The organism is Virgibacillus sediminis (genome assembly GCF_042643265.1).
Taxonomy (GTDB): Bacteria; Bacillota; Bacilli; order Bacillales; family Amphibacillaceae; genus Virgibacillus_O; species Virgibacillus_O sediminis.
On sequence record NZ_JBHRRZ010000001.1, the window covers coordinates 171,914 to 192,638 of the forward strand.

Sequence of the window (20,725 nt, forward strand, 5' to 3'; positions counted from 1 at the left end):
AAGGTATCTTGCAGACTTTCGATTCCATACTAAGCATCTTTATTCTTCTTTTTAAATATGGAAGGAGGTCATCATGGCTTTAGCTGAATGGAGGATGGTGGAGAAGCATATAGCATTGATCACTTTAAACCGGCCGGAAGCGGCTAATTCCTTATCATTGGAAATTCTGGATGAACTGAATCAATCTGTCCGGGAAATCAATAAAGACCACCATATCTATTGCACCATTATTACAGGGGCAGGTTCAAGAGCCTTTTGTTCAGGGGCAGATTTGAAAGAACGTAAAGATATGTCAGAGCGGCAGGTAATGCAAACGGTATCGTATATAAGCGAAACAGTCGGCAATATAGAGAATTTGCGAATGCCGGTTATAGCTGCGATTAATGGAGCTGCCTATGGCGGGGGGTTGGAACTAGCTCTCGCCTGTGATATTAGGCTGGCTGCTTCAGGTGCTAAGATGGGGCTTACCGAAACGTCACTTGCGATCATTCCAGGTGCAGGCGGGACCCAGCGGTTGCCGAGAATAATAGGTGTCGGCCAGGCCAAGCGTCTTATCTATACAGCTGAGCCGATTTCTGCCCATGAGGCATACACTTTGGGTTTGGTTGAGATAGTGACAGACTCGGATAAACTTTTAGAGGAATCTATATCCTTAGCAGGATCTATTGCCAAAAATGGCCCGGTTGCTGTTAGCCAAGCAAAAACAGCTATAAACCAAGGGCTACAAACAGATATTACAACTGGCCTGGGAATAGAACAGCTTAGTTATAGGGGAACCTTGTATACTTCTGACCGTCTGGAAGGGTTAAAGGCTTTCCAGGAGAAAAGAAAGCCTGTTTATAAAGGGGAATAATTGCAGGAGGTTATCTAATGTCATATCTCGATGAACTGCAGAAACGGACAGCAAAGATCAAGCAAGGCGGAAATGAAAAATACCATGAAAAAAATAGGGAGCAGGGCAAACTGTTCGTACGACAGCGATTAGAATTGCTTTTAGATGAAAATTTGGATATTGAAGATGCTTTTTTTGCTAATTGTATGGATGACTCTCTCCCATCCGATGGTGTAGTTACGGGAATAGGTAAAATAGACGGCCAATCGGTCTGTGTAATGGCAAATGATTCAACAGTCAAAGCAGGATCCTGGGGTAAAAGGACAGTTGAAAAAATTCTCCGGATCCAGGAAACGGCCATGTCACTGGAAATTCCTATGCTGTATCTAGTGGATTCAGCAGGTGCCCGAATTACCGACCAGATAGAGATGTTTCCGGGGAGACGGGGAGCAGGGCGTATTTTCCACAATCAAATCAAGCTCTCTGGAAGAGTGCCGCAAGTCTGCCTGCTGTTTGGGCCATCCGCTGCCGGAGGTGCATATATACCAGCGTTTTGCGACGTGGTTATCATGGTGGAGGGAAATGCATCTATGTACCTAGGTTCACCGAGAATGGCGGAAAAAGTGATAGGAGAGAAGGTAAGTTTAGAAGAAATGGGCGGAGCAAAGATGCATGCCTCCGTTTCGGGGGTGGGTGATGTACTTGTAAAAAGCGAGGAGGCTGCCATTGAATATGCCCGTCATTATTTGTCCTACTTTCCAGCTAATTTTCGAGAAAAACCTCTTCGTGCCGAGCCTAAGCAGATAAAAGATGTCAGAGACAGTATTGCGGAGCTGATTCCTGAGAATGCAAACACTCCGTTTAACATGTACGACCTTCTTGATCATCTTATTGATGCAGACAGTTTTTGCGAAATCAAAAAAAGATTTGCTAAAGAGATTATAACTGGTTTTGCCAGACTGGATGGGAAGGCGGTAGGTATCATCGCCAATCAGCCGAAAATGAAAGGGGGAGTATTATTCCCGGATTCTGCCGATAAGGCTGCAAAATTCATCCAGTTATGTGATGCTTTCCATATTCCGCTTTTATTCCTTGCCGATATCCCAGGGTTTATGATAGGCACTCATGTAGAACGGTCAGGAATTATCCGTCACGGAGCCAAAATGATTGCCGCCATGAGCGAAGCAACAGTGCCGAAAATCTCTGTTATTGTTCGTAAGGCGTTCGGGGCAGGGTTATATGCGATGGCCGGACCTGCTTTTGAACCAGACTGTTGTATTGCTCTGCCCACTGCCCAGATAGCGGTAATGGGGCCTGAAGCAGCTGTAAATGCCGTTTATGCCAATAAAATTGCAGCACTTCCTGAAGAAAAAAGAGAAGAATTCATCAGAGAAAAACAGAAGGAGTACAAGGAGAATATCGATATTTACCGCTTAGCTTCAGAAATGGTAGTGGATGCCGTCATTGAACCAGACAAATTAAGAAGGGAACTGGTACGACGGTTCCAAGAATATGAGAGGAAGAATGTTCAATTCACGGAGAGAAAACATGGAGTATATCCTGTTTGACTTACTGAGCCTTGGCAACCATGCCAAGGCTCTTTCAATTTGAACGGATTAATATTGTTATTAGGATTACTATAATTTTATTATGTAAACTACTGATTTCTAATAGAGGTAGAAATACCGCTGTGTTTCTCGTATAATAAAACGAAAGAATATTGCCTAAACAAGAAAGGACCTGAAAATGTTGCCAGTTAAAGATGGAATAAAATCAGTAATGACACTTGAACATCTAGTGGCTCTGCATAAGTTGATGGAAAAGCATGAGGATGCAGTCAATGCGCAAAAAATAGCAGAGCTTTATGAAAAGCTTCAAAAAGAAGAGTTGGTCATCAGCTTTGCCGGCCATTTTTCCGCTGGTAAATCCTCCATGATCAATTATTTGCTCGGAGCGGACATTCTGCCGAAAAGCCCGATTCCCACGAGTGCAAATGTAGTAAAACTCAGTTCCGGAAATGGTACGGCGAGGGTGTACTTTCGCCACCAGGAACCAATGGAGTACAAAGAACCTTATGACATGGAAATGATTAAAAGATACTCTAAGGATAAGGACGCTATTGAACGAATAGAGATAAGCACAGCGGAACAGCTGATGCCTGAAGGAGTGTCTGTCGTTGATACTCCTGGCATTGACGCAGCGGATGACGCAGACCGTGTGATGACGGAATCTTCTCTGCATTTAGTAGATGTACTTTTTTATGTAATGGACTATAATCACGTTCAATCAGAAGTGAATTTGCATTTCCTGCATTCCCTGCAACAAAAAGGAATCCCATATTATGTGATCATTAACCAAGTGGATAAACACGATGAAGGGGAGATCCCTTTCAGGAAATTCCATGGTAGTGTAACTGATACATTTAATCAGTGGGAGCTGCAACCGGCAAAAATCTTCTATTCTTCCTTGATGGATCCGGACGCTGTCCATAATGAAGTCCTAAAGGTAAAAGCGGAAATTAACCATCTAATGGAAGAGAAAGATTCTTTCTTTCAAATCGACCAATCTGTCAAACAGGTAGTGGAAGACCATAAGAGGGAATTAATGAATCGATATGAAGAATTGGTCCCTGCTTCAGATGAGGACGATGGCGAGGCTGAAGACATGCAAATGTTGAAAGCTAAATGGGAAGAACTCCGCCAACTAGCTGATCAATTAGAAGAGGATTTTCAACAGGAGATGCAGCAAACGTTAAAAAATGCTTACCTGATGCCTGCTGACCTCCGTGAAACGGCCAGGCTGTTTCTGGAGTCCCAAAAAAGTGATTTTAAAATTGGCTTTTTTGCTTCCAAGAAAAAGACAAATGAAGAGCGGAAGGCAAGGGCTGAAGCTTTTATAGAAACACTTAATAAAAATGCTGAGACAGCTGTCCAATGGAAACTGAGAGATAAATTTTCAAAGATAATGAAGGATTACGGAATAATAGATCCTCAAATTGATCAGAAAACCCAAAGTCTATCTGTCTCTTACTCTTCAGAGGATGCTGTGAAATTAATCAATCCTGGCGCAAAAGTGAATGGAGACTATGTCTTGAACTACACGAAAGAAGTAGCAACGGACATTAAGAGCAAATATAAGCAGGAGGTTCTGAGACTTCTTCCCCTATTAAAGGAAGCGGTAGAAGATAGGAATAAGAAAGAAATGCAAGATTTAGAGCAGAAGATCAACAAGCTGGAAAATAAAAAACAGATTCAAGAAGAACAAAATAAGTTAAAGAGAAATCTGGATATGCAGCTGGAGAGCCTGGAGAAACAGCAGAAATTCCCGGAAATAGAGGAAAATGATTGGAAACAAATAGAGCGCAATCTCTCGAGTAATCAAATCCTCCGTCAGCAGGAAGAATTCTCAGAGCCAGCAGAACCTTCCCAGGAAACAAGAAATAGAACTCCATTACAACAGGAGACAGATAAGAAAGTGAATGCTGTCCATCAAGTTCTGCAGGATATCGAGCAGGCGATCGATACAATCAGTGACCTGCCCGGTTTCCAGGGCCATATGGACGATCTTCAGGGAAAGTACAGCCGATTATCGAATCGCTCATTTACAATTGCCTTGTTTGGTGCATTCAGCGCTGGTAAATCTTCGTTTGCCAACGCATTGCTAGGCGAAAATGCTCTTCCGGTCTCTCCCAATCCAACTACTGCAGCCGTCAATCGCATTTGTCCGATTAACGAGGATCATCCCCATGGATCAGTCGCCGTCAAGATTAAAGACAAGGATGCTATCAAAAAAGACCTGCTGCTAATGACGAGGAATTTTCAGCCGAATGAAGACCATGAGGCTGAGGAACTGCTCGAATGGATAAGAAAAGAAGGCATTCACCGCGACAATCGGCTGGACAGTATGTACCAGTCCTATCTGAGTGCAATGTTGAGTGGTTATGACTATATAAAAGTCCGAATCGGCAGACAGATCAACATTACGATGGATGAATTTGCCGACTATGTTACAGATGAAACGAAGGCTTGCTATATTGAATCTATTGATTTATACTTTGATTCTTCCCTAACTAGGCAAGGAATCACTTTGGTCGATACGCCGGGGGCGGATTCGGTCAATGCCAGACACACCAATGTGGCTTTTGACTATATCAAACATGCGGATGCTATCTTATATGTAACGTATTATAATCACGCTTTATCACGTGCAGACAAGGATTTTCTGATGCAGCTGGGAAGAGTAAAAGAAGCTTTTGAAATGGATAAAATGTTCTTTATTGTGAATGCTGCAGATCTGGCGGCAGATAAAGAGGAATTGCAACTGGTCACAGAATATGTAGAACAACAGCTCATCGAATTGGGAATACGCTTTCCGCGTTTATACCCTGTTTCCAGCAAACGATCCCTGAAGGAAAAACAAAGTGGCGCCAAACTTAATACCGAGATGCTGGACTTCGAAAAAAGATTTCATCAGTTTATCGGGGAGGATCTTCAGCGGCTTACCATCCAGTCGGCTACAAGTGATTTGCAGCATGCTTACCGTACGTTACAGCGGTATGTCAAGTCCTTGAACCTAAACGAACAGGAAAAAGAGAACCATAAAAAAAGACTTCTCTCTAATAAGGATTTGATAGATAAGGAGATAGACAAATGGGAAACAAGTGTCCACGAAGGTAAAATAGCTCAGAAGATCGAAAAGCAGATGTATTATGTGCTTGAGAGATTATCAATTCGGTTCCATGACATGTTTAAAGAAACATTTAATCCAACAACCATTACCGAATCAGGCAAGAAGGCCCAAGAGCAATTAAAGCAAAGCTTGCGAAACCTTCTTGATTATACGGGCCATGAACTGCTGCAGGAAGTACAAGCTGTTTCTTTGCGGGTGGAATCACTTATGCGCACTCTGGAAAGTGAGACACATTCAACCCTCTCTGAGAAAATTGAAGAAGTAGATGATGCTTTCTTTTTGCAAGAACCAGCACAGCAAGATTTTGAAACGCCCTTATATGACCAGGCCTTTAAGAATCTCAGTCCAGCTGATTTCCGGCATGTACTGTCTGCATATAAAGGTACAAAAGCATTCTTCGTGAAAAACGAGAAAGAAATAATGAAAGACAGACTTTATCAAGAACTGGAAACCCATGCCCAACAATATATAGAAGAGAATAGGGTAAGGATGGAGAGCCACTACCAAGCTGCATGGAGAGATAGAGTCGACCAATTAAAACATTCAGCTAAAGAAAACGCAGAACAGCAGCTCAACAATCATTTGGAAATGATAAATGCTCCTGTAGACCTGAAAAGTCTCGAAAAGAAAGAGGAAATACTTCAAGAGATAAGCAAACGAAATAAATAAGAGGTGTGCTATAGATATGGAAAGGCAGAAAATATTATTAGTAGATGGAATGGCTTTACTATTCCGCGGTTTCTTTGCTACGGCTTTTCGGGGGAATTTCATGAAAACAAGCAAAGGGATCCCTACCAATGGAGTGTATCAATTTTTGAGATACATGCTCGATGCTGCTGACAGATTCGAACCTACACATATGATATGTTGCTGGGATATGGGGAGTAAGACATTCCGCACTGAATTATATGAGGGATATAAGGCAAATAGGGACGAGCCACCAGTCGAACTGCTTCCACAATTCGAACTGGTTAAAGAAGTAGTGGAATCGTTTGATATGCCTAACATTGGAATTGAAAACTTTGAAGCCGATGACTGCATTGGCACATTGGCAAGAACATTCCAAGCAGATCATGATGTAATGATACTTACAGGGGATCAGGACATCCTGCAGCTTGTTGATGAAGGGATACAAGTCGCTATCATGAGAAAAGGGCAGGGGAACTATGAAGTTTACAACCATGAAAACTTCTATGAAAAGAAGGGACTGCATCCGAAACAGGTAATAGACTTGAAAGCATTGATGGGTGACCCTTCCGATAATTATCCTGGTGTAAAAGGGATCGGCGAGAAAACTGCACTGAAGCTCTTAAAGGAATATGAAACAATTGATGACCTGTTGGAAAATCTGGACTCCCTTCCAAAAGGAGTACAGACAAAAATCCGCAATAATATGGATATGCTTCATCTATCTAGAAATCTGGCAGAAATAAAGTGCAACGTACCCTTAAGTTGTAAATTGGAAACTGCCGTCTGGCAGTATGATAAAAAGAAAGTCGGCAGGATGTTCGGTGAACTTGAGTTTAAAAATCTGGAAAAACTCTTATAATTTTAGTATAAAAATAAGGTGACCTTTAACGGTCATCTTTTTTTATGCCATTATACCCCCGCAGCCCAAACATATACCCCATCCCCTATGACAGATACCCTCGTCAGTTGTTCATATACCCCTCTCCCGTATGAGAGAGAGGTTGGGGGGTATTCTCTGGCTCCATAAGCATTTCCCATATAACTGAAAGGGTATAGGGTTCTTGGAAGAGAAATAATTGCAAAGGAGATTGTATATGGCTTTGTTTTTTGTTTACGGAAGACATAGACGAGGAGAAGTGCTGCATGACGATCTAATAGGGAGTAAGTGTGTTTGTTTGCAGTCCTGGATATCCGGAGAATTAGAAGACTCAAAACTCGGCTTTCCTGTCCGGAAGAAAAATACCAATAGTAGGATCTATGGGGAAGTGTACGATACAGCTTCTGATAAGCTGGACTCTATTAAAAATCATTTTCCCTCGCTGGAGTTTAGAAAGGACACAGCCTACAACGACCATGGAAAGCCTATGGAGGTTGTAGTTTCTGAATACAAAACTGAAAATGAAGATGGCACACTTAAAACCATTCCTTTCGGAGACTGGAGGGTCTATCAATATTTAACCAGAAAGAATTTATTTTATTTTGCCTATGGTTCCTGTATGGATGATGAACGGTTTAAAATGGCAAAAGTGGATAAGTATTTCAGCGCAAAATCAGGGAAAGGACTGTTGAAAAACCATGGCTTTCGTTTTTCCAGGACTTCCAACGACGGAGGCAAAGCTGATCTGATTGAGTCAGCGGGCGAAAAAGTGGAAGGCGTGGTGTATAAAGTGCCGCTGGAAGCCATTGATTATCTATACCAGCGGGAAGGAGTCTATTCCAATGCCTATCGTCCTGCCATTATAGAGGTTGAGATGACATCTGGTAAGAGAGTTGAGGCTGTCACATTCATCGGAATTGATAAACACGAGGAGACCCCACCTACCCGAAAATATGCTGAAGAGATCATCAGAGGGGCAGAGGGCATCCTGAGTGAAAGGTATATAGCAAAAATACAAAAGAGGATAGACCGCCTCTTTTCCTGATAGGCAGGTTTATCCTTCCACCATTCAGGAAACTAGTATTAAAGATCATCTCATATAGGAGGTCATAGCGTTGGCACAACAGAAAAATAGTACGTTGCCGGAACAAACCCAATCATTTTGGCGTGAAACGGAAAAACAATTGAAATACGACCAGCTTGACAAAGATATAGAAGTGGATACAGCAATTGCCGGAGGTGGGATAGCTGGGATAACCACTGCATACTTATTGGCGAAGCGGGGAAAAAAAGTTGCATTGCTGGAAGCACGTGAGCTGATCAATGGCACGACTGGCTTTACTACTGCTAAACTTACCGCCCAGCATAATCTAGTATACGATGAACTGATCAACCGTTATGGCCAGAGTTGGGCTAAATCCTTCTATCAAGCAAACATGGAAGGAATTGCGCTGGTCAAGCAGCTCAGCGAAGAACTTGGCATTGATTGTGATTTGGAAGAGCAGGAAGCATTCGTCTTTACACAAGATGAAGAGAACCGCAGCAAACTGCTTAAAGAACTGGAGGCATACGAAAAGCTTGGAATAGAAGGGGAATTTCTTGAAGATCTTCCACTAAGCCTGGATATCGAGGCAGCTTTGATGATGCGGAACCAAGCCCAGTTCCATCCAGTAAAATACCTGAACGGTTTATTGAAAGAGCTCGTAAAACTTGATGTGGAAATTTTCGAGCAAACTAGGGTGATGGAGATAGAAAACAAGGACTCTGTCATATGCCATACAGAGCCAGGATATAAAGTCACTAGTGATGACTTGGTGGTAGCCACTCACTTTCCAATCCATGAGCCAAATAAATTCTATTCTGGCAATTTAAAGCCCGAAGGCTCCTATGCGCTTGCAGTCAAGGTTAATAATGAGCTTAATGAATTTCCTGATGGCATGTATATCAATGCAGACCTTCCTAGAAGAACACTAAGGAAAATGCGTGCAGATGGAGAGGATTATATTCTGGTCGGCGGAGAAAGCCACCCAGTTGGAGATGGCACATCCAGCGAGCAGCGTTATGAGAAGCTTGCTGCTTATGCAAAGGAAAACTTTGGCGAAGACGAAATAGTTTATCGTTGGTTCTCCCATGACTATCTCTCTCCAGACCGTCTGCCATTCATTGGCCTGTTGAATGAAAAAGAAGATAATATATATACAGCAACCGGATTTGGAAAATGGGGGCTCGCCAATGCTGTGGTGGGAGGTAAAGTGCTGGCAGACCTGATAGAAGGGGAACAAAATCCTTATACACAGCTTTTCTCACCTCAGCGGAAGATCGGGGAAATGAAGGATACGGAAAAAGCAAATAAACATCCAGAAGACTATGAAACCTATACAAGGCCGGAGAAGCCGGAGGACCTTCAGAAAAAGCAGGGAGCCATTTTAAAGGTCGACGGTAATGATGTAGGAGCATACAAGGATGAAGAGGGCAAACTTCATATGCTGGATCTAACGTGTACACATCTGGGCTGCGGAGTAGAGTGGAATGATGGCAACGCCACATGGGATTGTCCTTGCCATGGGTCCAGGTTCAGTGCAACCGGAGAAGTAATTGACGGTCCTGCAGTAGAAGGGCTTAAACGTATAAACGAGGAATCCTAGACAGCGAGAAACGCATCCTATTTGGGTGCGTTTCTCGTTTTTGTAAAACTCTGTGACCTTTATCCGTACACACAGTCCTAAATTGTGGAACGAGCAATTGGCCCTTATCCTTCATCCGAGTTTCTTCGTAAATATTTTGGTAAATTGCCCAAAGTGTTATATAATTGTGGCATTCCATGTACAAGGAGATCTACTATGTACTTCCCGTCCAAAAAAGATAACTGGTTAACGGCTGTTATGTGGGGGATCGCTGCTGTCGGTGTCATCATTCCCTTGCTGAGGGGATTTCTTTCTGGGGCCCTATTTGTACTGCCGTTCTCTTTATTGTTATTATGGTTCTGGTTCGGTACTGGATACATACTCGAGGACCATTTTATTAGGATAAAATATGGACCAATCAGGATGAAAGTAAAAATAGCTGATATCATTGAAGTTAGGAAAGTGAACAGTATTTTTGCCGCACCAGCATTGTCCCGCCACCGTCTAGAAATATATTCCGGAAGATACAATATTGTGTCAGTCTCGCCAGAACGGGAAGATGAATTCATCGATGAATTAATCCGAAGACATCCAGACTTGGAGCTCAGAAGAAATAAGCAGAAATGAGGTATATAGATGAAAGTTGTCAATAATGTTACAGAGCTGATCGGACAAACACCATTAGTTAAATTGAATAAAGTAGTCCCTGATCATGCAGCAGAAGTTTATGTGAAGTTGGAGCAATTCAACCCGAGTAAGAGTGTCAAGGACAGAGCAGCCTTTAATATGATTAAAGTGGCAGAAGAAGAAGGGCTGATTAAGCCGGGAGCGACCATCATCGAACCGACAAGCGGAAATACAGGAATCGGCTTGGCCATGAATGCTTCCGCAAAGGGGTATAAAGCAATTATGGTCATGCCTGATAACAGCACCTTGGAAAGAAGGAATATCCTCAAGGCTTACGGGGCTGAAGTTTTCCTTACTCCCAGCGATGAAAAAATGCCGGGGGCCATCAAGAAAGCACTGGAATTACAAAAAGAAATTCCAGGAAGCTTCATCCCACAGCAATTTGAAAATACAGCCAATCCGGATATCCACCGTACTACCACCGCGTTGGAGATATATGATCAAATGGATGGAAAGCTGGATGCCTTTGTCTGTACGGCCGGTACTGGCGGAACTGTTACAGGGACTGGAGAGGCTCTCCGTGAGAAGCTTCCTGACCTGCACGTTGCTGTGGTGGAGCCCGAGGGATCTCCTGTCTTATCCGGAGGGAAACCAGGAAAACACAAACTGGTAGGAACAAGTCCGGGTTTTGTTCCAGATATCCTGAATACTGATGTATATAATGAAATTATCAAGATAGAAGATGACCAAGCAATTGGCATCTTGAGAAAATTAGCCAGGATGGAAGGGATCTTTGTAGGTCCTTCCGGCGCAGCTGCCATTTATGCGGCGATAAGTGTCGCCAAAAATCTTGGTGAAGGTAAACAGGTAGTATGTATTGCCCCGGATTCCGGAGAACGTTATTTGAGTATGGATTTATTTGAAGACTAAGTTAAAGCCCAACCTCCCTATGATGTTGGGCTTTTTTACTTTATTAAAAGAGGATGTTATCCAGAAATGAGTATTCCCGCGGCGTCCAAGTCTCTGCATGCTGCTTTAATTTGCTCCATGCTGCCTGCTTCCAGTGTATGAAGGTGTATGCCATCGGTCAGAGTCAAGAGGTATGGGGCACCCGTTTCCTGGATCCTCTTTACAAACTCATCTACTTCTTTTCGATTGCTGATTAATAGGGAAGCAGTCAGATCGCCGTATACTGGATGTTCCACTATTACATCCTTTACGGTAACTCCATGATCTACAATATGATAAAGCTCTTCTTTTGTATGCTCAGCAGTGTGTTTGCACACAATCGCTTTTTGTTTCAGCTCTTTGCCTTTGTTCTTGCTAAGGTATAGATATCCTTGACTGGTTGCAATGATCGGCTCATTTTTAGCCTTAAGAATAGATACATCTTGGACAATCACCTGTCTACTGACATTGGCTTTTCTGGCAAACTCACTTCCAGTTATTGGTTGATTCGATTCTTTAAGCATACTGATAATCAAATTATGCCTCTCATTGCTAGACATTTTCGTCTGGTCTTTCATCGCCTTCATCTCCTTATTGCAGGAAAATAGTTTTCCACAAGCTTAGCAAATGCTTCCGCTGTAATATGTATGTCCTCCATGGTGGTCTGTTTCCCAAAGGAAAGACGAATAAGCTGCTTTGCTTCCATTTCAGATCTTCCCAAGGCCATCAGTGTGGGTGACGGTTCCTGATTCCCGGCCTGACACGCACTTCCAGAGGAGACTGCCAAACCATAGCGGTTGCATTCAAGCATGGCATACTGGCCTTCCATTCCTTCAATACGCAGCCCCAGAACATACGGCAGGCCGGTGGAGGAACCCTCAATATATATAGGCGCTGGCAGTGCTGTCAATTTATCCCTCATCATAGCATGAAGCCCGCTGATTCTCTGGTACTCTTCAGCCATCTTATCATAGACGGATTTAGCTGCGGTAACAAATCCAGCAATACCGGGGACATTAACCGTACCAGGACGGAATCCTTTTTCATGGGCAGTTGCAGGAATCTGTGCCGACCATTTTAATTTAGGATTAATGTAGGCCGCTCCCACTCCTTTAGGACCATAAATTTTATGGCTGGAAATCGATAAGCTGTCTATCTTTGATTGGTTAATATCAATTTTTATTTTACCAAAAGCCTGTACAGCATCACAATGAAATATCACTCCCCGCCGATCAAGCAGCTTTCCGATTTCCTCTATAGGCTGAATGGTCCCGATTTCGCTATTTACATACTGTATGGATGTTAGTACAGTTGTTTCCTTGATGGCAGCTTTTAAATCTTCCAGGCTTGCAATCCCAGTTTCATCTACCGGCAGGTATGTAATTTCATAGCCTTCCTTCTCCATTTTTTGAAAAAGGTGATGGATCGAGGAATGCTCGCAACGGGTGGTTATTACATGATTTCCTTTAAAGCTATTAGCATCCAGCAGGGATTTAAGTGCGAGAATATTAGATTCAGACCCTCCACTAGTAAAATAAAAACCCTCCTGTTCACCGTTTAGCATATGGGCAAGTTCAGCCCGGCACGTCTCCAAAAGATTCAGGGAACGAGAGCCGATATCATGTAGACTGCTGGAATTGCCATAAAAATCCTGAGAAGCTTTTATATATATATCCATTGCTTCTTCTGATATAGGTGTAGTAGCTGCATAATCAAGATATATCATTAGTCAGACTCCTTATAAAATTAGTAAAATGACTTGCTATAATATTAATCTTATGTAAATATAGATGTCAAGACACCTGAGTATACATAAAGAAAACTAATCCACCAAGGAGGTGCACCATGAAAATCTATGATGTTATTATCATTGGAAGCGGACTGGCGGCTTTAACTGCCGCCAAGCGATTAAGTTCGACAAAGAATGTGATTATATTCACAAAATCTGGGAGCAAAGACAGCAATTCTTATCAGGCGCAGGGAGGAGTTGCTGCTGCTATTGCAGGAGAGGATCACTGGGAGCAGCACTTTACTGACACCATGAAAGCGGGCGCCTATCACAACATACCGAACCATTTGGAACAATTGACAAAACAGGGAGCCGGCATGATAGCTGAATTAATGGAGGCCGGTATGGAATTTGACAGGGAGAAAGGCGGAAATTTGGACTTGGCACAAGAAGGCGGCCATCTGAGGAGGAGAATTCTCCACGCCGGTGGAGACGCAACAGGAAAGGGGCTCATCTCCTTTATGCTAGAGCGGCTGAAAGATCGAGTTTCTATTATAGAAAATGAGGTTGGGGCAGATTTAATCATGGAGAATGGCCGATGTATCGGCGTCTGGACAAAAAGGAAGAATGGGGAGATCCGTCAGTATTTTGCTCCCACCACTATTATTGCAACCGGGGGTTGTGGATGGGTCTATACATATACTTCCAATGACCCTACGATCACCGGGGATGGGATTGCGATGGCCTATAGGGCGGGAGCGGAATTGACAGATATGGAGTTCGTCCAATTCCATCCGACCTTGCTGTATAAAGGAGGAAAAACAATCGGATTGGTCTCCGAGGCCCTTCGCGGCGAAGGAGCATTTCTCCAGAACAGAATTGGCCAACGAATAATGGAAGGAGTGCATGAATTAACGGACCTGGCACCACGGGATATAGTAGCACGGACTGTTTTTAAAGAGATTCAGAAGGGCAGAGAAGTGTTTTTAAATATTTCTCATGTGAAGAACTTCTCAAGGCGCTTCCCTACTATCCATTGGCTTTGCACACGACACGGCCTACATCGAGACGGACATTTGCTGCCAGTCACTCCAGGCGCCCATTTTCTGATCGGTGGGATTAAAGCGAATGACTACGGCGAAACCTCTGTTAAAGGATTGTATGCAGTTGGAGAAGCGGCTTGTACCGGTGTTCACGGGGCAAATCGGATTGCAAGCAACTCTCTGTTGGAAGCATTGGTTTTCGGCAATCAGACTGCAGAAAGGATCTTGGAAGACGGAACCCAGCATTCATTCTCTATCTGCACCCGCTCAGATGGGCCCAGCATTTCTAATATTCTTCCAGACAAACAGGAAATCCGCGATAAAATGTCCGAAAAGGTTGGAGTGGTAAGAAATCATCAGGATTTAAGGGATATGAAAGATTGGCTGGAACAATTTGAATTCCTGCATGTCAATCAGCTCTCGCTATCGGAAGAGCAGATGGAAGTTAGAAACATGCTGACGGTTTCCTGGTTAATTACCACCTCAGCTATAAAAAGAGAAGAAAGCTTGGGAAGCCATTTTCGATCTGATTTTCCATTTACCCTAAAGAAACAAGGCAGAAAAGAATTTATCAGACATATTTCAGAAAAAACAATGGCAGCAATATAGGAGAGATAAGATGAATCGATTAAAATTAAGCGAACAACTCAAGTATTTTTTGCTTGAAGATATAGGTGGTCAAGATATAACAAGCAATTCTATCTTCCCTGCAGACAAACAGGGAAGGGGAGTGTTTATTGCAAAAGAGGATGGAGTAGTCTCCGGGCTTGATATTATTAAAGCCGCATATCAGCAGCTTGACGCCTCCATTAATGCCAAAGTTTATCTTAAAGACGGGGAGGAGGTTCATGCGGGAGAAACAATTGCCGAAGTTACCGGGCCAGTTACTAAGCTGCTTACAGGTGAGAGGGTGATTTTGAATTTAATACAGCGGATGAGCGGTATAGCTACACTTACACGCAGCTGTATTTCCACGTTAGACGATCCATCCATTCAAATTTGTGATACGAGAAAGACGACACCAGGGTTGAGAATGTTTGAAAAGTATGCAGTTAGGTCAGGTGGCGGCAAGAATCATCGTTATGGCTTAGATGATGGAGTCATGATCAAAGATAATCATATTTCTTACTGCGGTTCCATAACGGAAGCGATCCGTGCTGTACGACAGGAGATAGGCCATATGGTGAAGATTGAAGTGGAGACCGAGACAAAGGAAGAAGTGTTGGAGGCCATAGAAGCGGCCGCAGATGTGATAATGTTCGACAACCGGAAACCAGATGAAGTCAAAGCCTTTTCCATGCTTGTACCAAACCATATCATTACCGAGGCATCTGGCGGCATCCATCCGGGAAATTTGGCTGCTTATGCAGGCACAGGGGTTAATTATATTTCACTTGGATTCTTGACACATTCAGTTAAAGCTCTAGATATTAGCTTTCAAGTAAATGAGGGAGGGAAAAAATGAGTATTTTAGAGATGGTGCAAAATAAGAACAGCAGCATGCTACCGGAGCACTATAGGACAATGTCGGCAACAGAAATGGAGGAGCGCGTATGTGAACTGAAACAAAAAATGGGGGGGGAACTGTTCATTCCGGGTCATCACTATCAAAAGGATGAAGTCATTCAATTTGCGGATGCTACCGGGGATTCCTTAAAGCTTGCCCAGTTGTCTGCCGATAATACGGCTGCCAAATTCATTGTATTCTGCGGGGTGCATTTCATGGCAGAGACAGCAGATATCCTAACAACAGAAGACACAAAGGTCATTCTTCCTGATATGAGGGCAGGCTGTTCCCTGGCTGATATGGCAAATATTGCACAGACAGAGCGAGGGTGGATAGAGATGCAGGGGTCATTTGGGGATACGATTTTACCGCTGACCTATATTAATTCAACAGCTGCCATCAAAGCATTTGTAGGAAAGAACGGCGGGGCTACAGTAACCTCGTCAAATGCCAGAAAAATGCTTGAATGGGCATTTACTCAGAAAGAGCGTGTATTATTCCTGCCTGATCAGCATTTGGGAAGAAACACTGCCCATGAAATGGGTATTAAACCAGAAGAAATGGCAGTTTGGGATCCAATCAAAGAGACATTTGAATATGACGGTGAACTTCAAAACGTAAAAATTTTCCTTTGGAAAGGACATTGCTCCGTACATGCCAATTTCAGCGTCTATAATATAGAGCAGACTCGCAATGCAGATCCGGCAGTCAATGTTATTGTCCATCCGGAATGCAGCAGAGAAGTAGTGGAAGCTGCCGACTATGCTGGTTCTACGAAATACATTATTGAAACCATTGATCAAGCAGCACCAGGTACAAAATGGGCGGTTGGGACGGAGATGAACTTGGTTAACCGTCTGAAGGGCCAACATAAGGATAAAGAAGTATTTTCATTAAATCCACATATGTGTCCATGCCTGACCATGAATCGTATTGATCTGCCACATTTTTTATGGACGTTGGAAAGTCTTGACCAAGGGAAAGTTGTCAATCAAATACAAGTGGAAGACTCTGTAAGTCGTGAAGCAGTCCAGGCACTTAACAGAATGCTGGACAGAAAATAAATGCAAGGAAACTAACATGCAGTGATGAAGACCAGCTTTTTATTACTGCATGTTAGTGGTGGATTTACGAAGAGGAGAGGGAGTAAGAGTTGTTAGAAAATAAGCTGCAGTTTTTACATTTATTTTCTAGTTTACATAATATTTATTATCGGAAGTTACAGGCAAAAGATCATTTTTCGTCTCAATATCTAAGTATACTTGTGATAGTGAGATATTAAACAAAAAAACACACGGATTAATTAATGATTTTTACCGTGTGTTTTTTACGTATTATTATTGGTAGTCAATTTTCTTCAATGGTTTTTGTGCTGGACCTTCGATGATATCCCCATTATAAGAAAACCTTGAACCATGGCATGGACAATCCCATGTTCGATCACCGGAATTCCATTCAACCTCACAACCCATATGTGTGCATGTAGTATCTACGACATGCAGATTATCTTCCTGATCCTTATATGCTCCAGCTCGTTGACCATTAATACGAACAACTGCCGCATCATCTGCAGCCAATTCATCAATTTTACGCTCAGCTTTTTCAAGCTTGCCTTTAACCATATTTTTTGCTACATCCATGTTAATGCTTGCAAATTCCCGAATTCCCGGATGCCCCTTAAATCTGGATGGCTGATATACTTCTGCAAATGGATTTTCTTCTTTTAAAATCTTGTCAGCAAGAATTTTTGCTGCGATAGTGCCGTTTGTCATACCCCATTTCCGATAACCAGTTGCTACGAATATATGTTCTTGGTCTTTTTCGAGCGAACCTACATACGGGATTTTATCCAACGTAGTTAAATCCTGTGCGGACCACCGGTAAACGACCTCCTTCACATCAAAATTCCTTTCCGCAAACGCTTTCAATGCATTGTAATGTTCCTCGGTCGGTTTACCCTGGCCTGTTTTATGATTTTCCCCGCTGATCAGCCACATATTCTCTCCGTTGATTGCTGCTGAACGAATGGATCGCGTTGGCGATTCAGCATTGATGTACATTCCACCTGGATACTTTTGATGGGATTTAATCCCGACCACATAGGATCTTTCCGGGTACATTCGTGCAAAATAAAGCCCTCGCTTATCTTGGAATGGAAAGTGTGTGGCTGCAATGATATTCCTGCATGTTACGCGGTGACCGTCTTTTGTAAGAATGGCTGGTTTATGGTTATACTCTACATCTGTTGCTGTCGTATGTTCATAAAATTGGACACCTTGTTCTATGCAAAGCTCAGTTAGTGCTTTCAAATATTTAAGTGGGTGAAATTGGGCTTGCTCCTTCATAATCAATGCAGATTTTACAGGAATGTCCAATGGAACTTGCTCTGTAAGCTCACCAGGAATCCCTAATTTATCGTAAGCTTCCTTCTCTTTTTCGAGTTTAGTGATATAGGAGTTATCATTGGTGTAGATATAGGCGTCTTGTTTTTGAAAATCACACTCTATCTGATGCCTGTCTATATTCTCTTTAATCAATTTTTTGGCTTCTTCAGCAGCATGATAATACTTGCCGGCAATGTCCTTGCCAAAATGCTGGATCAATTCATCGTAAATCAAACCATGCTGTGCCGTTATTTTTGCGGTAGTGTGTCCTGTGGTGCCATTGAGTATTTCGTCTGCATCCAATACGGCAACCTTCAAATTTTGTCTGGAAAGCAGGTAGGCTGCAGTTATACCGGTGATCCCTGCACCTGCTATTCCAATGTCCACAGAAATAGTTTCCTTCAATTGTGGGAATGAGGGCAGTTCGACACTGTCCCTCCAATAGGCTTCCGGACTGTTTGGCAATTGATGATCGTCCATATGCAACAGCTCCTTTGTATAGATTGCTTTTTAGAGTTTTAATAGTTCTAGTATTACCCTAAGAAGAATCCGCTATGTAAAAGCGTGTTTTAAAATTGGAATGGAAAGGAAATAAACTTTTAAGGAAGGAGTGATCTCATGAATAAACACTTTATCATCAGAGGAACCGTCCAAGGAGTGGGGTTTCGATATTCAGCCCAGCAAAAGGCCAAGGAGATGGGTTTGACAGGTTGGGTTAAAAACAAATCCGATGGCAGTGTGGAGTTGGAAGTAGAAGGGCCAAAAGATAAACTCGACGACTATATCAGCAAACTTAAGGACGGACTGACCCCCTCGATTCACGTAAACGACATAAAGGAAGAAACAGCTGTTTCGGAAAAAGGTTATAAAGATTTCTCCATAAAATAATAATAACATCCGCCAGCAGCGCAAGCTGACGGATGTTATTATGTAGATGAACAGTATCAAAACATCTACCATAGGCCTGTCCATTATCGACCTTCAAAGAATTTTTGGTTGATACCAATGTATTTTTGCTCCTCTTCCGGAACCTCATCTTCCATATAAATGGCTTCTACCGGACATACTGCTTCACATGCTCCGCAATCAATACAAATATTAGGGTCGATATAGAACATGTCTTCCCCTTCTTCTATACAATCAACCGGGCATACTTCCACGCACTCCCCCGATTTCTCTTCCATACAAGGCGATGTAATGACAAATGCCAACTGAATCTCCTCCTTCCATTTGGTTCGTGAAGTAATCTATTATAATATTATACCTTATTTTACCTGGAAAATAAAATATTCATCTTTTGGTTTTGTCTACATAAGATTTACCATTCGGAAATAAGGAGAGAATCGAAATGGAGATTACTGTACGGCCAGGGGATTCCTACTGGTATTATAGCCAGTTATTTGATATTCCGGTTATTCTCGTTCAAGACTCCAATCCGCAGATCAGTGCTGAGCAATTGTACGCGGGACGCCAGGTAGCAGATACCGGGCTATGAACTACAAGAGTATACCATCACTTCTGATGACTCTTTATGGTCAATCGCTATGAATAACAATCTCCCTCTAGACAGTCTTTTCTTGGTAAATCCTTTAGTAGACCCCATGGCATTGCTAGTCGGCAGCCAAATTCTTATACCGAGGAGGATAACGGGACTGATCGTCTCAGATGTCAGTGGATATACGTACGAAAAAATGCAGCGGGATATCGAGCGATTATTAGAGATATATCCTTTTATTGCTTCTGGATCTGCAGGCAGTTCTGTACAGGGCAAAGAGTTAACTGAATTGAGGGTGGGAAATGGCCCCCGTTCCGTACATGTGAATGGTTCCTTTCATGCCAATGAATGGATTACCACTCCTGTAATCGTCCGTTTCCTCAATGAATATGCACGCTCTTTGACAAATAGTCTGCCACTGCGAGGCCTTTTTATGATGCCATCATATATGGATTATACTTTCTCAACCGTTCCGATGGTTAATCCAGATGGAGTCAATCTCGTAATTAAGGGTGCTTCCTCAGCTGGCAATTTTCAATCTGAAGTGTTGCTTATAAATAATGGAAATAAGGATTTTTCTGCTTGGAAAGCAAATATTCGTGGCGTGGATTTAAACAATCAATTTCCTGCATTATGGGAGATAGAGGCAGAAAGAAAGCCGGATTCACCCCAGCCAAGGGATTATCCGGGCCCTTCCCCGCTCTCAGAGCCTGAATCTTTGGCTATGGCGAATTTGGCAAGGGAAAGGGATTTTCTGCGAATCAGCGCATTTCACACCCAAGGGGAAGTAATTTTTTGGGGATTTGAGGGGTTGGAACCACCGGAAGCAGAACTTATCGCTTCGGAATTTGGGCGGGTAAGCGGTTATCGTCTTGTCCAGTACGTTGATAGTTATGCGGGATATAAGGACTGGTTTATTCAGGAATTCCGCAGGCCGGGCTTTACAGTAGAACTTGGCAGTGGCGTAAATCCCCTGCCTATAGATCAGTTCCCGGAAATTTATGAAGAAAGTTTAGGAATCCTGCTTGCTAATCTTTACTTATAATTTATTTGCTAACATAGAAGGATTTAACATGTTTTATCAATAAGATTTTCACTGCTTCATTTGTAGGTAAGAAAAGTAAAATAACAGGGTTTTAACCCTGTTATTTTACAGCTTGTAGAGAAACCCCGTGTTTTTCTACAAGCTTTTTTTCTTGCCTCCAGGAGCACGAACCATTCCCTTTCCGCGGACGAACGCCCGAGCCTCCTCGTGAAAACCCACACTGCGGGGTCTCGGA

Annotated in this window: 16 protein-coding genes and 1 pseudogene; 13 read left to right on the top strand and 4 right to left on the bottom strand. The window is 42.8% G+C overall.

Annotated features, from left to right (window positions below; genetic code table 11):
* Positions 1–73: 73 nt before the first annotated feature.
* The 8 genes from ACFODW_RS00860 to cysK all read left to right on the top strand — a co-directional run bounded on the left by ACFODW_RS00860 (position 74) and on the right by cysK (position 11,269).
* Positions 74–853, top strand: a complete 780-nt coding sequence (locus tag ACFODW_RS00860; protein WP_390301481.1) for an enoyl-CoA hydratase — start codon at positions 74–76, stop codon at positions 851–853.
* A gap of 17 nt (positions 854–870) precedes the next feature.
* Positions 871–2,400, top strand: a complete 1,530-nt coding sequence (locus tag ACFODW_RS00865) for an acyl-CoA carboxylase subunit beta (protein WP_390301484.1) — start codon at positions 871–873, stop codon at positions 2,398–2,400.
* 178 nt (positions 2,401–2,578) lie between these two features.
* Positions 2,579–6,190 carry a dynamin family protein gene (locus tag ACFODW_RS00870; RefSeq protein WP_390301487.1) on the top strand — a complete coding sequence of 1,204 codons (3,612 nt, stop codon included), beginning with the start codon at positions 2,579–2,581 and terminating at the stop codon, positions 6,188–6,190.
* 16 nt (positions 6,191–6,206) lie between these two features.
* Positions 6,207–7,070 (top strand): 5'-3' exonuclease, encoded by an 864-nt coding sequence (locus tag ACFODW_RS00875; RefSeq protein ID WP_390301490.1) that lies wholly within the window; start codon positions 6,207–6,209, stop codon positions 7,068–7,070.
* 235 nt (positions 7,071–7,305) lie between these two features.
* Complete coding sequence (locus tag ACFODW_RS00880) at positions 7,306–8,133, top strand: gamma-glutamylcyclotransferase (RefSeq protein WP_390301493.1); 828 nt, start codon at positions 7,306–7,308, stop codon at positions 8,131–8,133.
* A gap of 70 nt (positions 8,134–8,203) precedes the next feature.
* Entirely contained in the window at positions 8,204–9,733 is a 1,530-nt protein-coding gene (locus ACFODW_RS00885) for an FAD-dependent oxidoreductase (protein ID WP_390301496.1), read from the top strand.
* 195 nt (positions 9,734–9,928) lie between these two features.
* A complete protein-coding gene (locus ACFODW_RS00890) occupies positions 9,929–10,339 on the top strand; it encodes a PH domain-containing protein (RefSeq protein ID WP_390301499.1) in 411 nt (136 codons plus the stop codon).
* A gap of 9 nt (positions 10,340–10,348) precedes the next feature.
* Positions 10,349–11,269, top strand: coding sequence for a cysteine synthase A (gene cysK / locus ACFODW_RS00895; protein ID WP_390301501.1), 921 nt, complete (start codon positions 10,349–10,351; stop codon positions 11,267–11,269).
* A 56-nt stretch (positions 11,270–11,325) separates the two neighbouring features.
* Here the strand turns inward: cysK and ACFODW_RS00900 are convergent, their stop codons facing one another.
* Together ACFODW_RS00900 and ACFODW_RS00905 are read right to left on the bottom strand one after the other, a co-directional pair.
* On the bottom strand, positions 11,326–11,865 hold the full coding sequence (locus ACFODW_RS00900; protein WP_390301503.1) for a transcription repressor NadR: 540 nt from the start codon (positions 11,863–11,865) through the stop codon (positions 11,326–11,328).
* 5 nt (positions 11,866–11,870) lie between these two features.
* Positions 11,871–13,013, bottom strand: coding sequence for an IscS subfamily cysteine desulfurase (locus tag ACFODW_RS00905; protein ID WP_390301506.1), 1,143 nt, complete (start codon positions 13,011–13,013; stop codon positions 11,871–11,873).
* A gap of 119 nt (positions 13,014–13,132) precedes the next feature.
* Between ACFODW_RS00905 and nadB the strand changes: the two genes are divergently transcribed.
* From nadB to nadA, 3 genes are read left to right on the top strand one after another with little or no spacing between them, the layout of a single operon-like run.
* Entirely contained in the window at positions 13,133–14,668 is a 1,536-nt protein-coding gene (gene nadB, locus ACFODW_RS00910; protein ID WP_390301509.1) for an L-aspartate oxidase, read from the top strand.
* Positions 14,669–14,678: 10 nt separating this feature from the next.
* On the top strand, positions 14,679–15,524 hold the full coding sequence (gene nadC, locus ACFODW_RS00915; RefSeq protein WP_390301512.1) for a carboxylating nicotinate-nucleotide diphosphorylase: 846 nt from the start codon (positions 14,679–14,681) through the stop codon (positions 15,522–15,524).
* Positions 15,521–16,630 carry a quinolinate synthase NadA gene (gene nadA, locus ACFODW_RS00920; RefSeq protein WP_390301515.1) on the top strand — a complete coding sequence of 370 codons (1,110 nt, stop codon included), beginning with the start codon at positions 15,521–15,523 and terminating at the stop codon, positions 16,628–16,630. The genes nadC and nadA overlap by 4 nt, the downstream gene beginning before the upstream one ends.
* Before the next feature lie 273 nt (positions 16,631–16,903).
* Here nadA and ACFODW_RS00925 read toward each other — a convergent pair whose 3' ends face one another.
* A complete protein-coding gene (locus ACFODW_RS00925; protein WP_390301518.1) occupies positions 16,904–18,430 on the bottom strand; it encodes an FAD-dependent oxidoreductase in 1,527 nt (508 codons plus the stop codon).
* 138 nt (positions 18,431–18,568) lie between these two features.
* Between ACFODW_RS00925 and ACFODW_RS00930 the strand changes: the two genes are divergently transcribed.
* Positions 18,569–18,838, top strand: a complete 270-nt coding sequence (locus ACFODW_RS00930) for an acylphosphatase (RefSeq protein WP_390301521.1) — start codon at positions 18,569–18,571, stop codon at positions 18,836–18,838.
* 83 nt (positions 18,839–18,921) lie between these two features.
* On the opposite strand, the gene ACFODW_RS00935 is transcribed toward ACFODW_RS00930, so the two are convergent.
* Positions 18,922–19,161: an indolepyruvate ferredoxin oxidoreductase subunit alpha gene (locus tag ACFODW_RS00935; RefSeq protein ID WP_390301524.1), complete on the bottom strand. Its 240-nt coding sequence runs from the start codon at positions 19,159–19,161 to the stop codon at positions 18,922–18,924.
* A gap of 137 nt (positions 19,162–19,298) precedes the next feature.
* On the opposite strand from ACFODW_RS00935, the pseudogene ACFODW_RS00940 reads away from it, so the two are divergent.
* Positions 19,299–20,490: pseudogene (locus tag ACFODW_RS00940) on the top strand (M14 family metallopeptidase).
* Positions 20,491–20,725 lie beyond the last annotated feature (235 nt).

Coding starts and splice junctions, on each gene's coding strand:
- ACFODW_RS00925 (WP_390301518.1), bottom strand. CDS start 18,430: ATGGACGATCATCAATTGCCAAACAGTCCGGAAGCCTATTGGAGGGAC.
- nadB (WP_390301509.1), top strand. CDS start 13,133: ATGAAAATCTATGATGTTATTATCATTGGAAGCGGACTGGCGGCTTTA.
- ACFODW_RS00905 (WP_390301506.1), bottom strand. CDS start 13,013: ATGATATATCTTGATTATGCAGCTACTACACCTATATCAGAAGAAGCA.
- nadA (WP_390301515.1), top strand. CDS start 15,521: ATGAGTATTTTAGAGATGGTGCAAAATAAGAACAGCAGCATGCTACCG.
- ACFODW_RS00900 (WP_390301503.1), bottom strand. CDS start 11,865: ATGAAAGACCAGACGAAAATGTCTAGCAATGAGAGGCATAATTTGATT.
- ACFODW_RS00875 (WP_390301490.1), top strand. CDS start 6,207: ATGGAAAGGCAGAAAATATTATTAGTAGATGGAATGGCTTTACTATTC.
- ACFODW_RS00865 (WP_390301484.1), top strand. CDS start 871: ATGTCATATCTCGATGAACTGCAGAAACGGACAGCAAAGATCAAGCAA.
- ACFODW_RS00880 (WP_390301493.1), top strand. CDS start 7,306: ATGGCTTTGTTTTTTGTTTACGGAAGACATAGACGAGGAGAAGTGCTG.
- cysK (WP_390301501.1), top strand. CDS start 10,349: ATGAAAGTTGTCAATAATGTTACAGAGCTGATCGGACAAACACCATTA.
- nadC (WP_390301512.1), top strand. CDS start 14,679: ATGAATCGATTAAAATTAAGCGAACAACTCAAGTATTTTTTGCTTGAA.
- ACFODW_RS00890 (WP_390301499.1), top strand. CDS start 9,929: ATGTACTTCCCGTCCAAAAAAGATAACTGGTTAACGGCTGTTATGTGG.
- ACFODW_RS00870 (WP_390301487.1), top strand. CDS start 2,579: ATGTTGCCAGTTAAAGATGGAATAAAATCAGTAATGACACTTGAACAT.
- ACFODW_RS00860 (WP_390301481.1), top strand. CDS start 74: ATGGCTTTAGCTGAATGGAGGATGGTGGAGAAGCATATAGCATTGATC.
- ACFODW_RS00930 (WP_390301521.1), top strand. CDS start 18,569: ATGAATAAACACTTTATCATCAGAGGAACCGTCCAAGGAGTGGGGTTT.